The organism is Streptococcus parasanguinis, assembly GCF_000963275.1.
GTDB classification, from domain to species: domain Bacteria; phylum Bacillota; class Bacilli; order Lactobacillales; family Streptococcaceae; genus Streptococcus; species Streptococcus parasanguinis_B.
This window is the reverse complement of record NZ_JYOW01000001.1, coordinates 1,573,622-1,590,959: the sequence shown is the minus strand read 5'-3', so window position 1 is coordinate 1,590,959 and position 17,338 is coordinate 1,573,622. Positions and strand designations below refer to the sequence as shown.

The window sequence follows — 17,338 nt, the reverse complement described above, 5'->3', positions numbered from 1 at the left end:
GAAACTGACGCAGTATTCGATGAATACAAGGAAGTTTATCTTTTTCACACAGCATCCCGTTCCGGCTCAAATCGGCTAACTAACTTTAGCCCGAGTTCAATTAAGCTTCGTCAGCTCTTGAACCCAATTCAACTCTTCTTACAAGTTGGAACCAAAACTTAGCATGAAAACACTGAGAACGGGTAGGTCCTGCCTATCCGTTTTTATTAAATCATGTTATAATAGAATATAGAAATAAAAAATATAGGAGAAACAAACCTCATGGCACGCGAATTTTCACTTGAAAAAACTCGTAATATCGGTATCATGGCTCACGTCGATGCTGGTAAAACAACTACAACTGAGCGTATCCTTTACTACACTGGTAAGATTCACAAAATCGGTGAAACTCACGAAGGTGCGTCACAAATGGACTGGATGGAGCAAGAACAAGAACGTGGTATCACTATCACATCTGCCGCTACAACAGCTCAATGGAAAGACACTCGTGTAAACATCATCGACACACCAGGACACGTGGACTTCACTATCGAAGTTCAACGTTCACTCCGCGTTTTGGACGGTGCTGTAACCGTTCTTGACTCACAATCAGGTGTTGAGCCTCAAACTGAAACAGTTTGGCGTCAAGCAACTGAATACGGAGTTCCACGTATCGTATTCGCTAACAAGATGGATAAAATCGGTGCTGACTTCCTTTACTCAGTAAGCACACTTCATGACCGTCTTCAAGCAAACGCTCACCCAATTCAATTGCCAATCGGTGCTGAAGATGACTTCCGCGGAATCATTGACTTGATCAAGATGAAAGCTGAAATCTATACTAACGACCTTGGTACAGATATCCTTGAAGAAGATATTCCAGCTGAATACCTTGAACAAGCTCAAGAATACCGTGAAAAATTGGTTGAAGCAGTTGCTGAAACTGATGAAGACTTGATGATGAAATACCTTGAAGGGGAAGAAATTACTAACGAAGAATTGAAAGCTGGTATCCGTAAAGCTACAATCAACGTTGAATTCTACCCAGTACTTTGTGGTTCTGCCTTCAAGAACAAAGGGGTTCAATTGATGTTGGATGCAGTCCTTGACTACCTTCCAAGCCCACTTGATATCCCTGCAATCAAGGGTGTAAACCCAGATACAGACGAAGAAGAAGAACGTCCAGCATCTGATGAAGAGCCATTTGCAGCTCTTGCCTTCAAGATCATGACTGACCCATTCGTAGGTCGTTTGACATTCTTCCGTGTTTACTCAGGTGTCTTGAACTCAGGTTCATACGTATTGAACACTTCTAAAGGTAAACGTGAACGTATCGGACGTATCCTTCAAATGCACGCCAACACTCGTAAAGAAATCGAAACAGTTTACTCTGGAGATATCGCTGCTGCCGTTGGTTTGAAAGATACTACAACTGGTGACTCATTGACAGATGAAAAAGCAAAAATCATCCTTGAATCAATCGAAGTTCCAGAACCAGTTATCCAATTGATGGTTGAACCTAAATCTAAAGCAGACCAAGACAAGATGGGTATCGCCCTTCAAAAATTGGCTGAAGAAGATCCAACATTCCGCGTTGAAACAAACCCTGAAACTGGTGAAACAGTTATCTCTGGTATGGGTGAGTTGCACTTGGATGTCCTTGTTGACCGTATGAAACGTGAATTCAAGGTTGAAGCTAACGTTGGTGCCCCTCAAGTATCTTACCGTGAAACATTCCGCGCTTCTACACAAGCACGTGGATTCTTCAAACGTCAATCTGGTGGTAAAGGTCAGTTTGGTGATGTTTGGATCGAATTTACTCCAAACGAAGAAGGTAAAGGATTTGAGTTCGAAAATGCGATCGTCGGTGGTGTGGTTCCACGTGAATTCATCCCTGCAGTAGAAAAAGGACTTCAAGAATCTATGGCGAACGGTGTTCTTGCTGGTTACCCAATGGTTGACGTGAAAGCTAAGCTTTACGATGGTTCATACCACGATGTCGACTCTTCTGAAACTGCCTTCAAGATCGCTGCATCTCTTGCACTTAAAGAAGCTGCTAAGACTGCACAACCAGCTATCCTTGAACCAATGATGCTTGTAACCATCACAGTTCCTGAAGAAAACCTTGGGGATGTTATGGGTCACGTAACTGCTCGTCGTGGACGTGTAGATGGTATGGAAGCACACGGTGCAAGCCAAATCGTTCGTGCTTATGTGCCACTTGCTGAAATGTTCGGTTACGCTACTGTCCTTCGTTCTGCAACTCAAGGACGTGGTACCTTCATGATGGTATTTGACCACTACGAAGATGTACCAAAATCAGTACAAGAAGAAATCATTAAAAAAGCTAAAGGTGAAGCTTAATTTACCAAAGCTAAAAAACTCTTCCCGCTTTGGGAAGAGTTTTTCTTTGTTTCAAAAGTGAGGACAAGTAAAAAAGTGCTCTTCCGATCGAACAATACTTTGTGAAAAACTTTAATAAAAGAGGTGGTGATCTATGATAAATCTTGCTTTTCGTGGGGAAATAGTTGCTTTTTAATGCAATAAAGTATATAATAGAGACTGTTAAAAGATGTTTGGCGCTGTGTCAAGTTACTCTTTTCACAAAAAAATTTTTTGATTTTCATAAGGAGGAAATCACGAATGGTAGTTAAAGTTGGTATTAACGGTTTCGGTCGTATCGGTCGTCTTGCTTTCCGTCGTATCCAAAACGTAGAAGGTGTTGAAGTTACTCGCATCAACGACCTTACAGATCCAGTTATGCTTGCACACTTGTTGAAATACGATACAACTCAAGGTCGTTTCGACGGTACTGTGGAAGTTAAAGAAGGTGGATTCGAAGTTAACGGTAAATTCGTTAAAGTTTCTGCTGAACGCGATCCAGAACAAATCGACTGGGCTAACGACGGTGTAGAAATCGTTCTTGAAGCAACTGGTTTCTTTGCTACTAAAGCAGCTGCTGAAAAACACTTGCATGCTGGTGGTGCTAAGAAAGTTGTTATCACTGCTCCTGGTGGATCAGATGTTAAAACAGTCGTATTTAACACTAACCACGATATTCTTGATGGTACTGAAACAGTTATCTCAGGTGCTTCATGTACTACAAACTGCTTGGCTCCAATGGCTAAAGCTCTTCAAGATAACTTCGGTGTTGTTGAAGGATTGATGACTACTATCCACGCTTACACTGGTGACCAAATGATCCTTGACGGTCCACACCGTAAAGGTGACCTTCGTCGTGCACGCGCTGGTGCTGCTAACATCGTTCCTAACTCAACTGGTGCTGCTAAAGCAATCGGTTTGGTTATCCCTGAATTGAACGGTAAATTGGACGGAGCTGCACAACGTGTTCCTGTTCCAACTGGATCAGTTACTGAATTGGTAGTTGTTCTTGACAAGAATGTTACTGTTGATGAAGTGAACGCAGCTATGAAAGCAGCTTCAAACGAATCATACGGCTACACTGAAGATCCAATCGTTTCTTCAGACGTTGTAGGTATGTCTTACGGATCATTGTTTGACGCAACTCAAACTAAAGTTATTGACGTTGACGGTAAACAATTGGTTAAAGTTGTTTCATGGTATGACAACGAAATGTCTTACACTGCACAACTTGTTCGTACTCTTGAATACTTCGCAAAAATTGCTAAATAATTCATGCGTATGATGAGAGGAGGGAAACCTCCTCTTTTTTTGTACTTTTTTTAGGGCTTTCTCATCATATTATAGGAATTGCTAAAATAGATTGACAGTGCTAAATAGATTAGGGTATCCTATTCTTGATTGGAGATTTCTAATACAAGAAAATGAAAGCGATTACAGGTCGTAGAGGAAGGAGCCAATAGAAATCGCTCAAGAAAAAGAAAAAAACCATACAAGGAGGTCAAGATGAAAGGTCATCTATTTGAAAAGAAAGAACGATTTAGTATACGAAAATTCAGTGTGGGAGTTTGCTCCGCATTGATTGGGTTAGCATTTTTAGGAACAGGCGCTGTCTCTGCAGATGAGGCGGTTTCTACTAGTGAACAACCCTTGGAAACCTCTTCAGTAGCGACTGAAGATATCAATCATCTAGTGAGAGAAGCTGGCGTCTATACTGCAGATGCGGCCTTACCTGCTGCAGAAACGGAAAAACCAGCCGCAGAAGCGGTCGCTCCAGAGACTAGTCCGACAAGTACAGAAGTTAGCTCGGCGACTACAGATCATCCAGCTGTTTCAGAGACTGAAAAACCGAAAGCTGCTGCAGAAAAAGTGGCCGATTTACCAACCAATGAAGAAAAACAATTAAGACCCAAAGAAGTTAAGTTCGATACCTGGGACGATCTCTTGAAGTGGGAACCAGGAAAACGAGTGGATGACGATATGAACAGAGCAAGCGTCCCACTTGCGAGTCGTTTTCAAGGGAAACAAATTAATGAACAAGCTAACCCTGAAGCGAAGATCCAAGCACTGTCAAACATGAACTCCAAAGCCAAGGATCATGCGTCTGTCGGTGGGGAAGAATTTAAGGCCTATGCTTTTGATTACTGGCAATATTTGGATTCCATGGTCTTTTGGGAAGGACTGGTTCCATCAGCAGATGTGATCGATGCTGCCCACCGAAATGGGGTTCCTATTTATGGAACAATCTTTTATAACTGGTCTAGCAGTATCAAGGATCAAGAACATTTTGCAGAAACCTTGAAAGAAGATAGTGAAGGCTCTAAAACTTTCCCGATCGCCCGTAAATTAGTCGAACTTGCCAAGTACTATGGCTTTGATGGTTACTTTATCAACCAAGAAACAACCGGAAATCTTGTAGAACCATTGGGTCCAAAATTGAGAGATTTTCTTCTTTATACCAAGGAATATGCGAAAAGTCTGAACTATCCGATTAAGTATTCCTGGTATGATGCTATGACCTATGAATATGGCCGTTACCATGAGAATGCGCTGGGAGAATACAACTACAATTTCATGCAGCCAGAAAACGGGGAAAATCCTGTGGATACCTTCTTTGCTAACTTTAACTGGGGCAAATCAGAAGTGGATTATTCCATCAGTACAGCTAAATGGATTCATCGGAATCCTTATGATGTTCTAGCTGGACTCGAGCTCCAAAAAGGAGGCTCTTATAAGACTAATGTAGACTGGAATGCCATTTTAGATGAACATGGCAAGTTGCGTCTATCCCTTGGTCTTTATGCGCCAGATACGATTACAGGGCTAGGAAAGACTGGAGAAGGATACCATACCCATGAAGATCTATTCTGGACAGGTTTCCAAGGAGATCCGACTAAAGGAAAACCAGCAGACCAATCTTGGTACGGTATGTCCAATCTAGTAGTGGACAAAACCCCAATCACTAGTGAAGATTTCAATACTTCCTTTAATACTGGACACGGAAAATACTGGTTTGTGGATGGCAAGATTTCTAAAGAAGGGGAGTGGAACTACCGTTCTGTTTCTGGCTACCTTCCAACATGGCGTTGGTGGGTAGAGCATAGTGAGGATAGTGCGCCATTGAAAGGTCGTTATGATTTTGATCAAGCCTACAATGGAGGAAATTCTCTAGCCTTTGAAGGAGATTTAAAAGCCAATAGCAGTCAAAATGTCATGCTCTATTCGACCAAGATTCCTGTGACAGAAACGACAAAATTGAGCGTCAGTCATAAAGGTGGGATCGGAGCAGCTGCCTGGGTAGCTGTTGCCACCAAAGAAGACTACTCTGAATACGAATGGAAAGAATTGACACCGAGTGCGGATTGGTCTACTCAAACCTTTGATTTGGGAAGTTTGGCTGGCAAGACCATTTATGCTGTGAAGATGTTCTTTGACCATGATACGGATGTCAAAGACTACAAATTTAATCTCGGCCAATTGTCGATTACGTCGAACCAAGAGAAACCGGCGGCTCCAGCAGGAGTATCCGTTCGGGCAAAACGCCTACAAAATGCGCAAGAAGCAGAAGCAGTTCTCAATTTTAAAGGGGTAGCAGATGCGGATTATTATGAAGTCTATGAAAAAGATGGCGACAACTGGCGTCTCTTAACAGGGTCTTCTGCGACAACCGTCTATCTACCAAAAGTTAGCCGTTCAGCAAGTGCAGAAGGAACCACTCAGGAACTCAAGGTTGTAGCAGTTGGAAAAAATGGTCAACGTTCAGATGCGGGAACTGTAGCCTTTGATTGGGGTATGACCGTGTCAGATACCAGTCTACCAAAAGCTTTAGCGCCAAACGTAGTCATTGGAGCCAAAGTGATCGGTTCGAGCTTCCCAGATGCAGATGGTAGTGAAGGTATTGAAGGCATGTTAAATGGGACCATTACCAGTCTTTCAGATAAATGGTCTTCTGCTCAATTGAGTGGAACCGTCGATATCCGATTGACACAACCTCGGACCATTGTTCGTTGGGTCATGGACCATGCCGGTGCTGGTGGGGAATCTGTCGATGATGGCAAGATGAATACCCGTGACTTTGACCTTTACTACAAGGACGAAGCGGGTGAGTGGAAGCTCGCCAAGGAAGTTCGTGGCAATAAAGCCCATGTATCTGACATTACACTTGATCATCCGATCAAGGCTCAAGATTGGCGTCTCCACGTCATTACAGCAGATAACGGCACCCCATGGCAAGCCATCCGGATTTACAACTGGAAGATGTATGAAAGTCTAGATACTGAGACGGTCAACATTCCGATGAAACATGCTGCAGCGCAAAACTTAGGTAATCATTTTGTCCAAGTCGGCTTCAAAGATGTTCCGGCCAATACCACTCTGACTCTTTATGCCGATAAAGAAGCCACTAGTCCAATTGCGACCATGACAGCCGATCAAGCTGGCAATCTCATCTTTAAACCTCTGGCTTTTGAATCAACTCCATCTCTTCTTTACTATCGCGCACAAGTTCCTGGTAAAGATATCAGTAATGTTTTGGCGATCGAAGTTCCAAAGAATGATAAAGAAATTGCGGGACTTCAATTTGAAGATGGATTGACCAAGAAGGTCTACCGGGAAGGCGATCCCCTTTCCTTGAAAGGGGCGACTCTCCGCGTTCATTATAAAGATGGCCAAGCAGATCAACTGGTCAACCTCACCAACTCAGGTGTAGAGATTCATGGATTTGACAGTAGCAAGCTGGGAGAACAACACCTAGAAGTCTCTTACCTTGGTCAGAAATTGGATAAGACCCTCACTGTTTTTGTGGTCAGTGCAGAAGAAGCAGGTGAAAAAGCAGTTGCTGGTCTAGAATTGACCGACAAACCAAAAGTGGAATATATTGTCGGAGAATCATTGGAAAAAGAAGGTGGACGCTTTACAGTCGTCTTTGAAGATGAAACGACCGAAACGCATGCCTTGACAGATGAAGGTGTGGAAGTGACTGGCTTTGATACGACCAAGGAAGGTCGTCAAACCATCACTGTCCATTACAAAGGAGCTAGCACAAGCTTTGATGTCCTCGTCAATCCAAAACCAGCTCTCAACGATGAATACCTCAAGCAAAAATTGGCTGAAGCTGAAGCTGCAAAAGCCAAAGTAGACTTTACTTTTGCCACTCCTGAAGTCAAAGAAGCCTTGCTGGCTGGAATGGCTGCTTCTGAAAAAGTCTTGAAAGAGCATGATACCAGCACACAAGATCAAGTCAATGAGCAGTTGAACCAATTGACCGCTCTCTTGAAAGCCTTGGATGGTCAAGCCAATCTAACAAAAGAAAAAGAAGCTCTCTCTGCTCTGACAACAGAAGCGACTGCTCTATTAGCAAGCAAGCCAAATCACCCTTCTGGTGAGGCTTTGCAGGCACTGGTTGAGAAAAATAAAGAGCTCCTAGCTTCTTCAGAGCTCACTCCTGAAGCGCTTGAAACAGCTAAGACAGGTCTAGAGGCCTTGATTGGGCTCCTGAAAGAAGACAAGCCAGCGGTCTTTGTAGACCCTGCGACTGGAGTCGAAGTTCAATTCTCCAACTTAGAGCCAACCGTTGTCAAAGGACTAAAAGTCGCAAAAGTTGAAGCCAATCAGGCAGAAAAAGAAGAGCTGAAGGGCCGAGAAGGAATCGTCTTTGATATTGAAGGTGTGGATGCAAGCGGTCAGGATATCGATACCCACCATCCATCCCTTGTGAAAATCCCTGTGGATAAGGATAAAGAAGTGGAGCAAGTCCTCTTCTTCCCAGAAGGTCAAGCTCCTCAATCCTTGGCCTTTGAGAGAGTTGGAGATGTGGTCATCTTTACAGCTCCTCACTTTACTCGCTATGCGATTGTCTATAAGCCAGCAAAAACGGAAGGACCAGATCAACCGATCCAACCAGAGGAACCGGCTAAACCTGATCAGCCTGTTCAACCGGCTCAACCAAATCAACCAGTCCAACCAGCTACCCCAGTAACTCCAGAACCGGCTAATCCACTGAAGCCTACAGAGTCATCTCAAGTGGATCAGTTGGCCCCAATGACTGCTACTCAAGAGGGTCATCAAGAGGAAGAACACAAGGATATGGTCGATCAAGAGATCCATCAGTTGTTAAGTGCCCACCAAGGAGTGAACTTACAGCCAACGGTTCAGCAAGAAACAAAAGATGCAAGTAAAGAAAGTCAATCGGAACACTTGCCAAATACGGCAAGCCTAGAAGCTTCCTTTGCAGCTGAAGCTGTTCTCCTAGCAGCCTTAGGCGGCTTCCTCTTGGCTGGTAAGAAGAAAGAAGAGTAAGTCTTTCAAAAGATTCTTTTGTTCACTTAAAAAAGTCACTCTCAAAAAAACCTCTCTGGTGAAAACCAGAGAGGTTTGATCTTGTATCTAGAAGTGTCGTTCGGATCCTGTGAATTAGAGAGGAAAAGCATTGGATTTTTCTACCTCTTTTACAGCTTTTGTGATATAATTATCATGTATTAAAAAAAGAAGGAGTCATATCTAATGGCAAAATTGACTGTTAAAGACGTTGACTTGAAAGGGAAAAAAGTTCTCGTTCGTGTTGACTTCAACGTTCCTGTAAAAGATGGCGTGATCACTAACGATAACCGTATCACTGCAGCTCTTCCAACTATCAAGTACATCCTTGAACAAGGTGGACGTGCAATCCTCTTCTCTCACCTTGGACGTGTAAAAGAAGAAGCAGATAAAGAAGGTAAATCACTTGCTCCTGTAGCTGCTGACTTGGCTGCTAAATTGGGTCAAGAAGTGAAATTTATCCCAGGTGTTACTCGTGGTGCTGAATTGGAAGCAGCTGTTAACGCTCTTGAAGATGGACAAGTTCTCTTGGTTGAAAACACTCGTTTCGAAGATGTTGATGGCAAGAAAGAATCTAAAAACGATCCTGAACTTGGTAAATACTGGGCATCACTTGGAGATGGTATCTTCGTAAACGATGCATTTGGTACTGCTCACCGTGCACACGCATCTAACGTTGGTATCTCTGCAAACGTTGATAAAGCTGTTGCTGGATTCCTTCTTGAAAACGAAATTGCTTACATCAAAGAAGCAGTTGAAGCTCCAGAACGTCCATTCGTAGCTATCCTTGGTGGATCTAAAGTATCTGACAAGATCGGTGTTATCGAAAACTTGCTTGAAAAAGCTGATAAAGTTCTTATCGGTGGTGGGATGACTTACACATTCTACAAAGCTCAAGGTATCGAAATCGGTAACTCACTTGTAGAAGAAGACAAATTGGATGTGGCGAAAGCTCTTCTTGAAAAATCAAACGGCAAATTGATCTTGCCAGTTGACTCAAAAGAAGCAAACGCATTTGCTGACTACACTGAAGTGAAAGACACTGAAGGTGAAGCAGTAGACCCAGGTTTCCTTGGTTTGGATATCGGTCCTAAATCAATCGCTAAATTCGACCAAGAATTGACTGGTGCGAAAACAGTTGTATGGAACGGACCTATGGGTGTATTTGAAAACCCTGACTTCCAAGCTGGTACAATCGGTGTGATGGACGCTATCGTGAAACAACCAGGCGTTAAATCAATCATCGGTGGTGGTGACTCAGCTGCTGCTGCGATCAACCTTGGCCGTGCAGACAAATTCTCATGGATCTCTACTGGTGGTGGTGCTTCTATGGAACTCCTTGAAGGTAAAGAACTTCCAGGATTGGCTGCTCTTACAGACAAATAATCTAAATAGAATGAAAGAGGCTGGGACAAAAGTCCTAGCCTCTTAATTATTTTTGGATTGTCGAGCAAGACGCAGTGGTTGAGTGGGTTCTACTACGCTGATTTCATTAGCTTTTACAGCCCTACTCAACTGTGCGGAGGTGGGACAACGAAATCGAATTCTAACGAATTACCGATTTCTGTCCCGCTCTCTTTTTTCTTTCTATTGATATCTGTTCTCTCCTTTCTGAAAATATGGTAGAATAATAGAAATAGAAAGATAGGTGACCATGGATTACTTTAAACGACACAAATTTGATTGGTCCAAATTCCGTTTGGGGATGAGAACCTTTAAAACAGGGATTGCCGTTTTTATTGTGCTACTTATTTTTGGAATATTTGGCTGGCGCGGTCTTCAGATCGGGACCTTGACAGCTGTTTTTAGTTTGAGGGAAGACTTTGATAAGAGTGTCCACTTTGGGGCTTCGCGTGTCATGGGCAACAGTATCGGAGGTTTTTATGCCGTATTGTTCTTCCTTTTAAAAACGCTCTTTCATGGGGCGTATTGGGTGACTCTTATTTTTGTACCCATTGCGACCATGTTAACCATTATGACAAATGTCGCTATGAATAACAAAGCAGGAATTATCGGAGGAGTTTCGGCAATGCTGATCATTACCCTCTCGATTCCTAACGGTGAAACCTTCTTGTATGTTTTTGCCCGAATATTTGAGACCTTTATTGGCGTTTTCGTTGCGATTTTGGTCAATTCGGATGTGGATCGCATTCGCGATTTTCTCAAGAAACACAAAAAACCTATGTAAGATTATATAACATTTAATCTTGACATAGATTTTTTTTTCGATATAATAGAATAGAAAGAGGAATGGTATGAAGGAAAAGGAATTACGACGCTCGCTGGCAGTCTTTCCGATTGGAAGTGTTATGAAGCTGACCGACTTGACAGCTCGCCAGATTCGTTATTATGAAGATCAGGGATTGATTTCTCCTGATCGGACAGAAGGCAATCGCCGCATGTATTCGTTGGACGATATGGACCGCCTGCTTGAGATCAAAGATTATATCTCAGATGGCTTCAATATTGCGGATATTAAGAAGAAATATGCGGAAAAAGAGCAAGAGCAAACCAAGGTTGTCAGTCAAGAAGAGATCCGTAAGGCTCTTCATCGTGACATTCTTCAGCAAAGTCGCTTCACATCTTCCCCATCGCCATATGGTCAATTTCGTTGATCATTTCATAAGCTTGTAATCTATTTTAAGGAGACAAAAATGTCAATTACTGCTGCAGATATTCGCCGTGAAGTAAAAGAAAAAAATGTTACTTTTATTCGCTTGATGTTCTCTGATATTTTGGGAACCATGAAGAACGTCGAAATTCCAGCTACCGATGAGCAACTGGACAAGGTTCTTTCAAACAAAGCCATGTTTGATGGTTCTTCTATCGAAGGATTTGTCCGTATCAACGAGTCAGATATGTATCTTTACCCAGATTTGGATACATGGACAGTCTTCCCTTGGGGAGATGAAAATGGTAGCGTAGCTGGCTTGATCTGTGATGTCTATACGACAGAAGGAGAACCATTTGCAGGAGACCCACGTGGCAACTTGAAACGGGCCCTTCGTCATATGGAAGAACTTGGCTTCAAATCCTTTAACCTTGGACCAGAACCAGAATTCTTCCTCTTTAAGTTGGACGAAAATGGAGATCCAACTCTGGAAGTAAACGACAAAGGTGGCTATTTTGACTTGGCTCCAACAGATCTTGCAGATAATACTCGTCGTGAAATCGTAAATGTCTTGACCAAGATGGGTTTTGAAGTAGAAGCCAGTCACCACGAAGTAGCCGTTGGTCAGCATGAAATCGACTTTAAGTATGACGAAGTTCTCCGCGCTTGTGACAAGATCCAAATCTTTAAACTCGTTGTGAAGACTATCGCTCGTAAACACGGCTTGTATGCAACCTTTATGGCCAAACCAAAATTTGGAATTGCCGGATCAGGTATGCACTGTAATATGTCTCTCTTTGACCAAGATGGCAACAATGCCTTCTTTGATCCAGAAGATCCAAAGGGCATGCAATTGTCAGAAACAGCTTATCACTTCTTGGGTGGTTTGATCAAGCATGCCTATAACTTTACAGCCGTGACTAACCCAACCGTCAACTCTTATAAACGTTTGGTTCCTGGATATGAAGCACCTGTTTATATCGCTTGGGCAGGTCGCAACCGTTCCCCATTGGTACGTGTGCCAGCATCACGTGGTATGGGAACTCGTTTGGAATTGCGCTCCGTAGACCCAATGGCCAATCCTTATGTAGCTTTGGCAGTCTTGCTTGAAGTCGGCCTTCACGGGATTGAAAATAAAATCGAAGCACCTGCTCCGATCGAAGAAAATATCTATGTGATGACACCGGAAGAACGTAGAGCAGCTGGAATCACAGATCTTCCTTCTACCCTTCACAATGCCTTGAAAGCCTTGACAGAAGACGAAGTGGTGAAAGCTGCCTTGGGTGAACACATCTACACCAGCTTCCTTGAAGCCAAACGAATCGAATGGGCAAGCTATGCGACCTTCGTATCCCAATGGGAAGTAGACAACTATTTAGATCTTTATTAAGAAACAAGAGTAAAGAGGCTAGGACAAAAGTCCTAGCCTCTCAATTATTTTTGGATTGTCGAGTAAGACGCAGTGGTTGAGTAGGGCTCTACTACGCTGATTTCATCAGCTTTTACAGCCCTACTCAACTGTGCAGAGGTGGGACGACGTAATCGAATTCTAACGAATTACCGATTTCTGTCCCACTCTCTTTTTGATCCTCAAAAAGTCACTATAAAACCAGTTGAAACAGAGGTTTCAACTGGTTGTTTTTTAATTTTCGTCATCTGGTGTGAGAATCATTGGGATAATGATCGGTTCACGTTCCGTGCTCTCGTATAAGAATGGGCGAAGGGCATTGACAATTGCACCATTGACAGTTTGGATATTGGCATCTTTGTTCTTCAAGGCGATACGAATAGCGTTGAAGAGGATGCGTTGGCTTTCACGGATCAGATCCCCTGATTCACGCATGTAGATAAAACCACGGCTCAAGATGTCTGGTCCAGCCAGGATCATCTTCGATTTGAAGTCAACAGTCGCAACAGCAAGCACGACACCATCTTCGGAAAGGTCTCTCCGGTCACGAAGGACAGCAGCCCCGATTTCACCGATACGATTTCCATCGACATAGATGTCTTGAGCGTTGAAGCTTCCTGCGATCCGAGCAGAGTTGGCTGTAAGGGCAAGGACATCACCATTACTCATGATGAAGATATTGTCTTTTTCTACTCCACAATCACGCGCAAGTCCTGCGTGGATCTTCTGCATCCGGTATTCACCATGGACAGGCATGAAGTATTTTGGTTTGATCAAGCGGAGCATAAGTTTTTGTTCTTGTTGCCCCCCGTGTCCAGAGGTATGGATATTGTTGATCTTCCCGTGAATGACCTCTACACCCGCTTCGGAAATCGTATTGATCAATTTATTCACACTGGTTGTATTTCCAGGAATTGGACTAGAAGAGAAGATCACGGTATCTCCTGGTTGGAGTTGCACTTGGCGGTGTGTTCCGTTGGCAATCCGAGAGAGGGCTGCCATTGGCTCTCCTTGGCTTCCTGTACACATGATCAGGATTTCATTGGCTGCATAGTCTTTGATCTCATTTGGCTCGATAATGGTTCCAGCAGGGACCTTGATGTAGCCAAGCTCGATTCCATTGACGATGGCTTTTTCCATCGAGCGTCCAAAGACGACGATCTTACGACCGGTCTTAACAGCGGCCTCAGCAGCTTGTTGGAGACGGAAGATATTCGAAGCAAAGGAGGCAAAAATGATGCGCCCATGGATGCCTTCGATGATCTTCATGATGGATTGGCCAACCACTTTTTCAGAGTTAGTAAAGGTTGGGATTTCCGCGTTGGTTGAGTCTGAAAGCAGACAGAGAACGCCTTCTTCCCCAAGGGCCGCCATACGATGGAGGTCAGCCGGTTCCCCAACAGGTGTGAAGTCAAATTTGAAGTCTCCGGTACAGACAATCTTTCCTTGAGGGGTGTGAATCACAATTCCCAAAGGTTCTGGAATCGAGTGAGTCGTACGGAAGAAGGTTGCTTTAAGATTTTTAAATTGAAGCTCAGTGTTTTGGTTGATTTCGTAGAGTTTGGCATCACGAAGAAGCCCGTGCTCTTCTAATTTTCCACGGATTAAGGCAAGCGCCAAAGGCCCAGCATAGATAGGGACATTGGCTTGCTTCAAAAGGAAAGGAATCCCACCAATGTGGTCCTCGTGCCCGTGGGTAATGAGGACCGCTTTGACGCGATCGATATTGTCAACGATATAAGAGTAATCTGGGATGACATAGTCGATCCCAAGGAGGTCATCTTCTGGAAATTTGATCCCGGCATCGACAATGATGATTTCATCTTGGTATTCGATCCCGTAGGTATTTTTTCCGATTTCTCCAAGTCCACCAATGGCAAATACACCAACTTCTTCAGGTTTTAAGGTATAAGCCATGGATTAGTACTCCGTTAGTTCAAAAGCACCTGACTCTTTCTCGTAAGCAAGGTGTTGCTCAGAAAGTGGTGTGATAAATTCAATGTTGAAATCTGTGTTTGCTTCAACCAATTGACGTGCTTGGATGCGTCCTTCGCGTTCGTTTGGTGCATCAATATCGAGATAAAGTGCATGCGTTGTTTCACGACGAGGGTTGCGGTCTTTTGTTTCCTGATAAAAAACTTTGTAAATCATGAAGTAATTTTCCTTTCATTATTTCGGTCCATTTGTTAGCTGCGAAGGAGTGCAATCACTAGAGTTTCCTACTCGCAACCAGTGGACCTGATTCGATACAATTAATTATCATTATATCATAAATTCGCCTGTAAGTAAAAGATAGACTGGAAAAGTCAGAGAGGCAAAGACCTATAATAGAGAAGCTTTTGAGCGGTTTTGGATAGGAAAATCCTGCGCTCTAGAGGAGAGTTTCGCTGGGATTTGAAGGGAATTTGTAGTATAATATAATCCAGTTCAAGAGGAGTAGGAAATGAAATTATTAGCATTTGATACCTCGAGTAAGGCTCTTTCTGTAGCGATTTTAGAAGATGAGACTCTACTTGCAGAAACAACATTAACTATTAAAAAAAATCATAGTATCACCTTGATGCCGGTCATCGATTTTTTGATGCAACAAATTGACTTGACACCCAAGGACTTGGACCGCATCGTGGTGGCAGAAGGTCCTGGGAGCTACACTGGACTGCGCATTGCGGTCGCAACCGCAAAGACTTTAGCTCATACCTTAGGGATTGAATTGGTCGGGGTTTCGAGCCTCTTGGCCCTAGTGCCAGATGATCTAGAAGGTTTGGTAGTGCCTGTCATGGATGCCCGTCGAAACAACGTTTATGCAGGTTTTTACCAAGATGATCAGCTGGTCGCACCAGAAGGGCATTTTCCATTTGAGGAAGTCCTAGAGCGTGCAGCGACAAGTGAGCAGGTCACCTTTGTCGGAGAAGTCACTGCCTTTAAGGAGCAGATTGCCTCTAGCCTGCCAAGGGCTACTTACTATGAAACCTTGCCAGATGCAGTGAAAATCGGACGTCTCGGTCTCAAACAAGCGCCTGCTAGCCTCCATGATTTTGTCCCTCATTATCTCAAACGGGTCGAAGCAGAGGAAAATTGGCTGAAAGACCACACGGAAACAACGACCTCTTACATCAAGCGCCTATAATGAAAGGAACAATCAGGAAAGGGAGCAGCCAGGATGCGGCCGCTATTCTCGCTGTCATGGAAGATGTCTATGAAGCTAGCCCTTGGAAGTTGGAGCAGATTGAAGCCGATTTAGAGCAGGAATTGACCTCCTATTTCCTAGCTGTGGATGGGGGGCAAGTCCTTGGATTTGTCGCCATTCAAGAGACTCTCTATGAAGTAGAGGTTTTACAGATTGCGGTCAAGCGCGCCTTTCAAGGCCAAGGTCTAGCTCAGCAGTTACTCGCGCAGTTGCCGGACCAAAAAGAAATTTTCTTAGAAGTGCGCGTGTCCAATCAACCGGCCCAAGGCTTATACAAAAAAATGCATTTTGAAGAAATTGCACGGAGGAAAAACTACTATCACGATCCCATAGAGGATGCTGTGATCATGAAGAGGAACCCGAATGAAAGATAGATATATTTTGGCTTTTGAGACATCTTGTGATGAGACCAGTGTGGCTGTCTTGAAAAATGACGACCAACTCTTGTCCAATGTCATTGCCAGTCAAATCGAAAGTCACAAGCGTTTTGGTGGGGTAGTGCCTGAGGTAGCCTCCCGTCACCATGTGGAAGTCATCACCGCTTGTATTGAAGAAGCCCTGGAAGAAGCTGGCATCACAGAAGCCGATGTCACAGCTGTGGCTGTCACCTACGGTCCAGGCCTAGTTGGAGCTCTTTTAGTCGGCCTAGCTGCAGCCAAGGCCTTTGCCTGGGCGCATGGACTTCCTTTGATTCCTGTCAATCATATGGCAGGGCACTTGATGGCCGCTCAAAGTGTCGAGCCCTTAGAATTTCCACTTTTGGCCTTGCTGGTGAGTGGAGGACATACCGAGCTAGTCTACGTCAGTGAAGCAGGTGATTATAAGATCGTCGGAGAGACCCGTGATGATGCTGTCGGAGAGGCTTATGACAAGGTTGGGCGCGTGATGGGCTTGACCTATCCAGCAGGACGTGAGATTGATCAGCTGGCCCACCAAGGGGCTGATATCTACGATTTCCCTCGGGCCATGATCAAGGAAGACAATCTGGAATTCTCTTTTTCAGGGCTCAAATCAGCCTTTATCAATCTGCACCATAATGCGCAGCAAAAAGGAGAAAGCCTATCCAATGCAGACTTGTCAGCGAGTTTCCAAGCAGCCGTATTAGACATTCTCATGGCCAAGACCAAGAAGGCTTTGGAGAAATATCCAGTCAAGACTCTAGTCGTCGCTGGTGGCGTCGCAGCCAACCAAGGCCTTCGTGAACGCTTGGCTTCTGAGATCACCGATGTTAAGGTCATCATTCCGCCACTGCGCCTCTGCGGGGACAATGCAGGGATGATCGCCTATGCCAGCGTCAGTGAGTGGAACAAAGAAAACTTCGCAGGCTGGGATCTTAATGCCAAACCAAGCCTAGCCTTTGAAGGAATTGAATAAGAAAAAGGAGCCAATTGGATGTGCGATTCCAATGGCTTTTTTGCTGGGATCTCACCAACTAGCAGCGGATTTGCGAGGTGAA

At 44.0% G+C, this 17,338-nt stretch carries 12 protein-coding genes; 10 read left to right on the top strand and 2 right to left on the bottom strand.

Annotated elements, in window-relative coordinates; all coding sequences use genetic code 11:
* The first annotated feature begins 261 nt into the window (after positions 1 to 261).
* The 7 genes from fusA to glnA all read left to right on the top strand — a co-directional run bounded on the left by fusA (position 262) and on the right by glnA (position 12,677).
* Positions 262 to 2,343, top strand: coding sequence for an elongation factor G (gene fusA / locus TZ97_RS07665; protein ID WP_003003071.1), 2,082 nt, complete (start codon positions 262 to 264; stop codon positions 2,341 to 2,343).
* 279 nt (positions 2,344 to 2,622) lie between these two features.
* Entirely contained in the window at positions 2,623 to 3,633 is a 1,011-nt protein-coding gene (gap, locus tag TZ97_RS07660) for a type I glyceraldehyde-3-phosphate dehydrogenase (protein ID WP_003003093.1), read from the top strand.
* Between the two features lie 234 nt (positions 3,634 to 3,867).
* Positions 3,868 to 8,658 (top strand): endo-beta-N-acetylglucosaminidase, encoded by a 4,791-nt coding sequence (locus TZ97_RS07655; protein ID WP_045759939.1) that lies wholly within the window; start codon positions 3,868 to 3,870, stop codon positions 8,656 to 8,658.
* A gap of 204 nt (positions 8,659 to 8,862) precedes the next feature.
* Positions 8,863 to 10,062: a phosphoglycerate kinase gene (locus TZ97_RS07650; protein WP_003008876.1), complete on the top strand. Its 1,200-nt coding sequence runs from the start codon at positions 8,863 to 8,865 to the stop codon at positions 10,060 to 10,062.
* A 268-nt stretch (positions 10,063 to 10,330) separates the two neighbouring features.
* A complete protein-coding gene (locus TZ97_RS07645) occupies positions 10,331 to 10,864 on the top strand; it encodes an FUSC family protein (RefSeq protein ID WP_003008874.1) in 534 nt (177 codons plus the stop codon).
* A 67-nt stretch (positions 10,865 to 10,931) separates the two neighbouring features.
* Complete coding sequence (locus TZ97_RS07640; protein ID WP_003008872.1) at positions 10,932 to 11,291, top strand: MerR family transcriptional regulator; 360 nt, start codon at positions 10,932 to 10,934, stop codon at positions 11,289 to 11,291.
* A gap of 39 nt (positions 11,292 to 11,330) precedes the next feature.
* The gene (gene glnA / locus TZ97_RS07635; protein ID WP_003016943.1) at positions 11,331 to 12,677 is read left to right on the top strand and encodes a type I glutamate--ammonia ligase; all 1,347 of its coding nucleotides are present in this window, start codon (positions 11,331 to 11,333) and stop codon (positions 12,675 to 12,677) included.
* A gap of 252 nt (positions 12,678 to 12,929) precedes the next feature.
* Here the strand turns inward: glnA and rnjA are convergent, their stop codons facing one another.
* Positions 12,930 to 14,612: a ribonuclease J1 gene (gene rnjA, locus TZ97_RS07630; RefSeq protein WP_003003107.1), complete on the bottom strand. Its 1,683-nt coding sequence runs from the start codon at positions 14,610 to 14,612 to the stop codon at positions 12,930 to 12,932.
* Between the two features lie 3 nt (positions 14,613 to 14,615).
* Complete coding sequence (locus tag TZ97_RS07625; protein WP_003008866.1) at positions 14,616 to 14,846, bottom strand: DNA-directed RNA polymerase subunit epsilon; 231 nt, start codon at positions 14,844 to 14,846, stop codon at positions 14,616 to 14,618.
* A gap of 292 nt (positions 14,847 to 15,138) precedes the next feature.
* On the opposite strand from TZ97_RS07625, the gene tsaB reads away from it, so the two are divergent.
* From tsaB to tsaD, 3 genes are read left to right on the top strand one after another with little or no spacing between them, the layout of a single operon-like run.
* Positions 15,139 to 15,822, top strand: coding sequence for a tRNA (adenosine(37)-N6)-threonylcarbamoyltransferase complex dimerization subunit type 1 TsaB (tsaB, locus tag TZ97_RS07620; protein ID WP_045759938.1), 684 nt, complete (start codon positions 15,139 to 15,141; stop codon positions 15,820 to 15,822).
* Complete coding sequence (rimI, locus tag TZ97_RS07615) at positions 15,822 to 16,256, top strand: ribosomal protein S18-alanine N-acetyltransferase (RefSeq protein WP_302852133.1); 435 nt, start codon at positions 15,822 to 15,824, stop codon at positions 16,254 to 16,256. The genes tsaB and rimI overlap by 1 nt, the downstream gene beginning before the upstream one ends.
* Complete coding sequence (gene tsaD, locus TZ97_RS07610) at positions 16,246 to 17,256, top strand: tRNA (adenosine(37)-N6)-threonylcarbamoyltransferase complex transferase subunit TsaD (RefSeq protein WP_045759937.1); 1,011 nt, start codon at positions 16,246 to 16,248, stop codon at positions 17,254 to 17,256. The genes rimI and tsaD overlap by 11 nt, the downstream gene beginning before the upstream one ends.
* The last annotated feature ends 82 nt before the right edge of the window (positions 17,257 to 17,338 follow it).

Bases quoted from the DNA above. Each gene is read 5' to 3' on its own strand.
- rnjA (WP_003003107.1), bottom strand. From the start codon at position 14,612: ATGGCTTATACCTTAAAACCTGAAGAAGTTGGTGTATTTGCCATTGGT.
- TZ97_RS07650 (WP_003008876.1), top strand. From the start codon at position 8,863: ATGGCAAAATTGACTGTTAAAGACGTTGACTTGAAAGGGAAAAAAGTT.
- gap (WP_003003093.1), top strand. From the start codon at position 2,623: ATGGTAGTTAAAGTTGGTATTAACGGTTTCGGTCGTATCGGTCGTCTT.
- TZ97_RS07640 (WP_003008872.1), top strand. From the start codon at position 10,932: ATGAAGGAAAAGGAATTACGACGCTCGCTGGCAGTCTTTCCGATTGGA.
- TZ97_RS07625 (WP_003008866.1), bottom strand. From the start codon at position 14,846: ATGATTTACAAAGTTTTTTATCAGGAAACAAAAGACCGCAACCCTCGT.
- rimI (WP_302852133.1), top strand. From the start codon at position 15,822: ATGAAAGGAACAATCAGGAAAGGGAGCAGCCAGGATGCGGCCGCTATT.
- tsaD (WP_045759937.1), top strand. From the start codon at position 16,246: ATGAAAGATAGATATATTTTGGCTTTTGAGACATCTTGTGATGAGACC.
- TZ97_RS07645 (WP_003008874.1), top strand. From the start codon at position 10,331: ATGGATTACTTTAAACGACACAAATTTGATTGGTCCAAATTCCGTTTG.
- fusA (WP_003003071.1), top strand. From the start codon at position 262: ATGGCACGCGAATTTTCACTTGAAAAAACTCGTAATATCGGTATCATG.
- TZ97_RS07655 (WP_045759939.1), top strand. From the start codon at position 3,868: ATGAAAGGTCATCTATTTGAAAAGAAAGAACGATTTAGTATACGAAAA.
- glnA (WP_003016943.1), top strand. From the start codon at position 11,331: ATGTCAATTACTGCTGCAGATATTCGCCGTGAAGTAAAAGAAAAAAAT.
- tsaB (WP_045759938.1), top strand. From the start codon at position 15,139: ATGAAATTATTAGCATTTGATACCTCGAGTAAGGCTCTTTCTGTAGCG.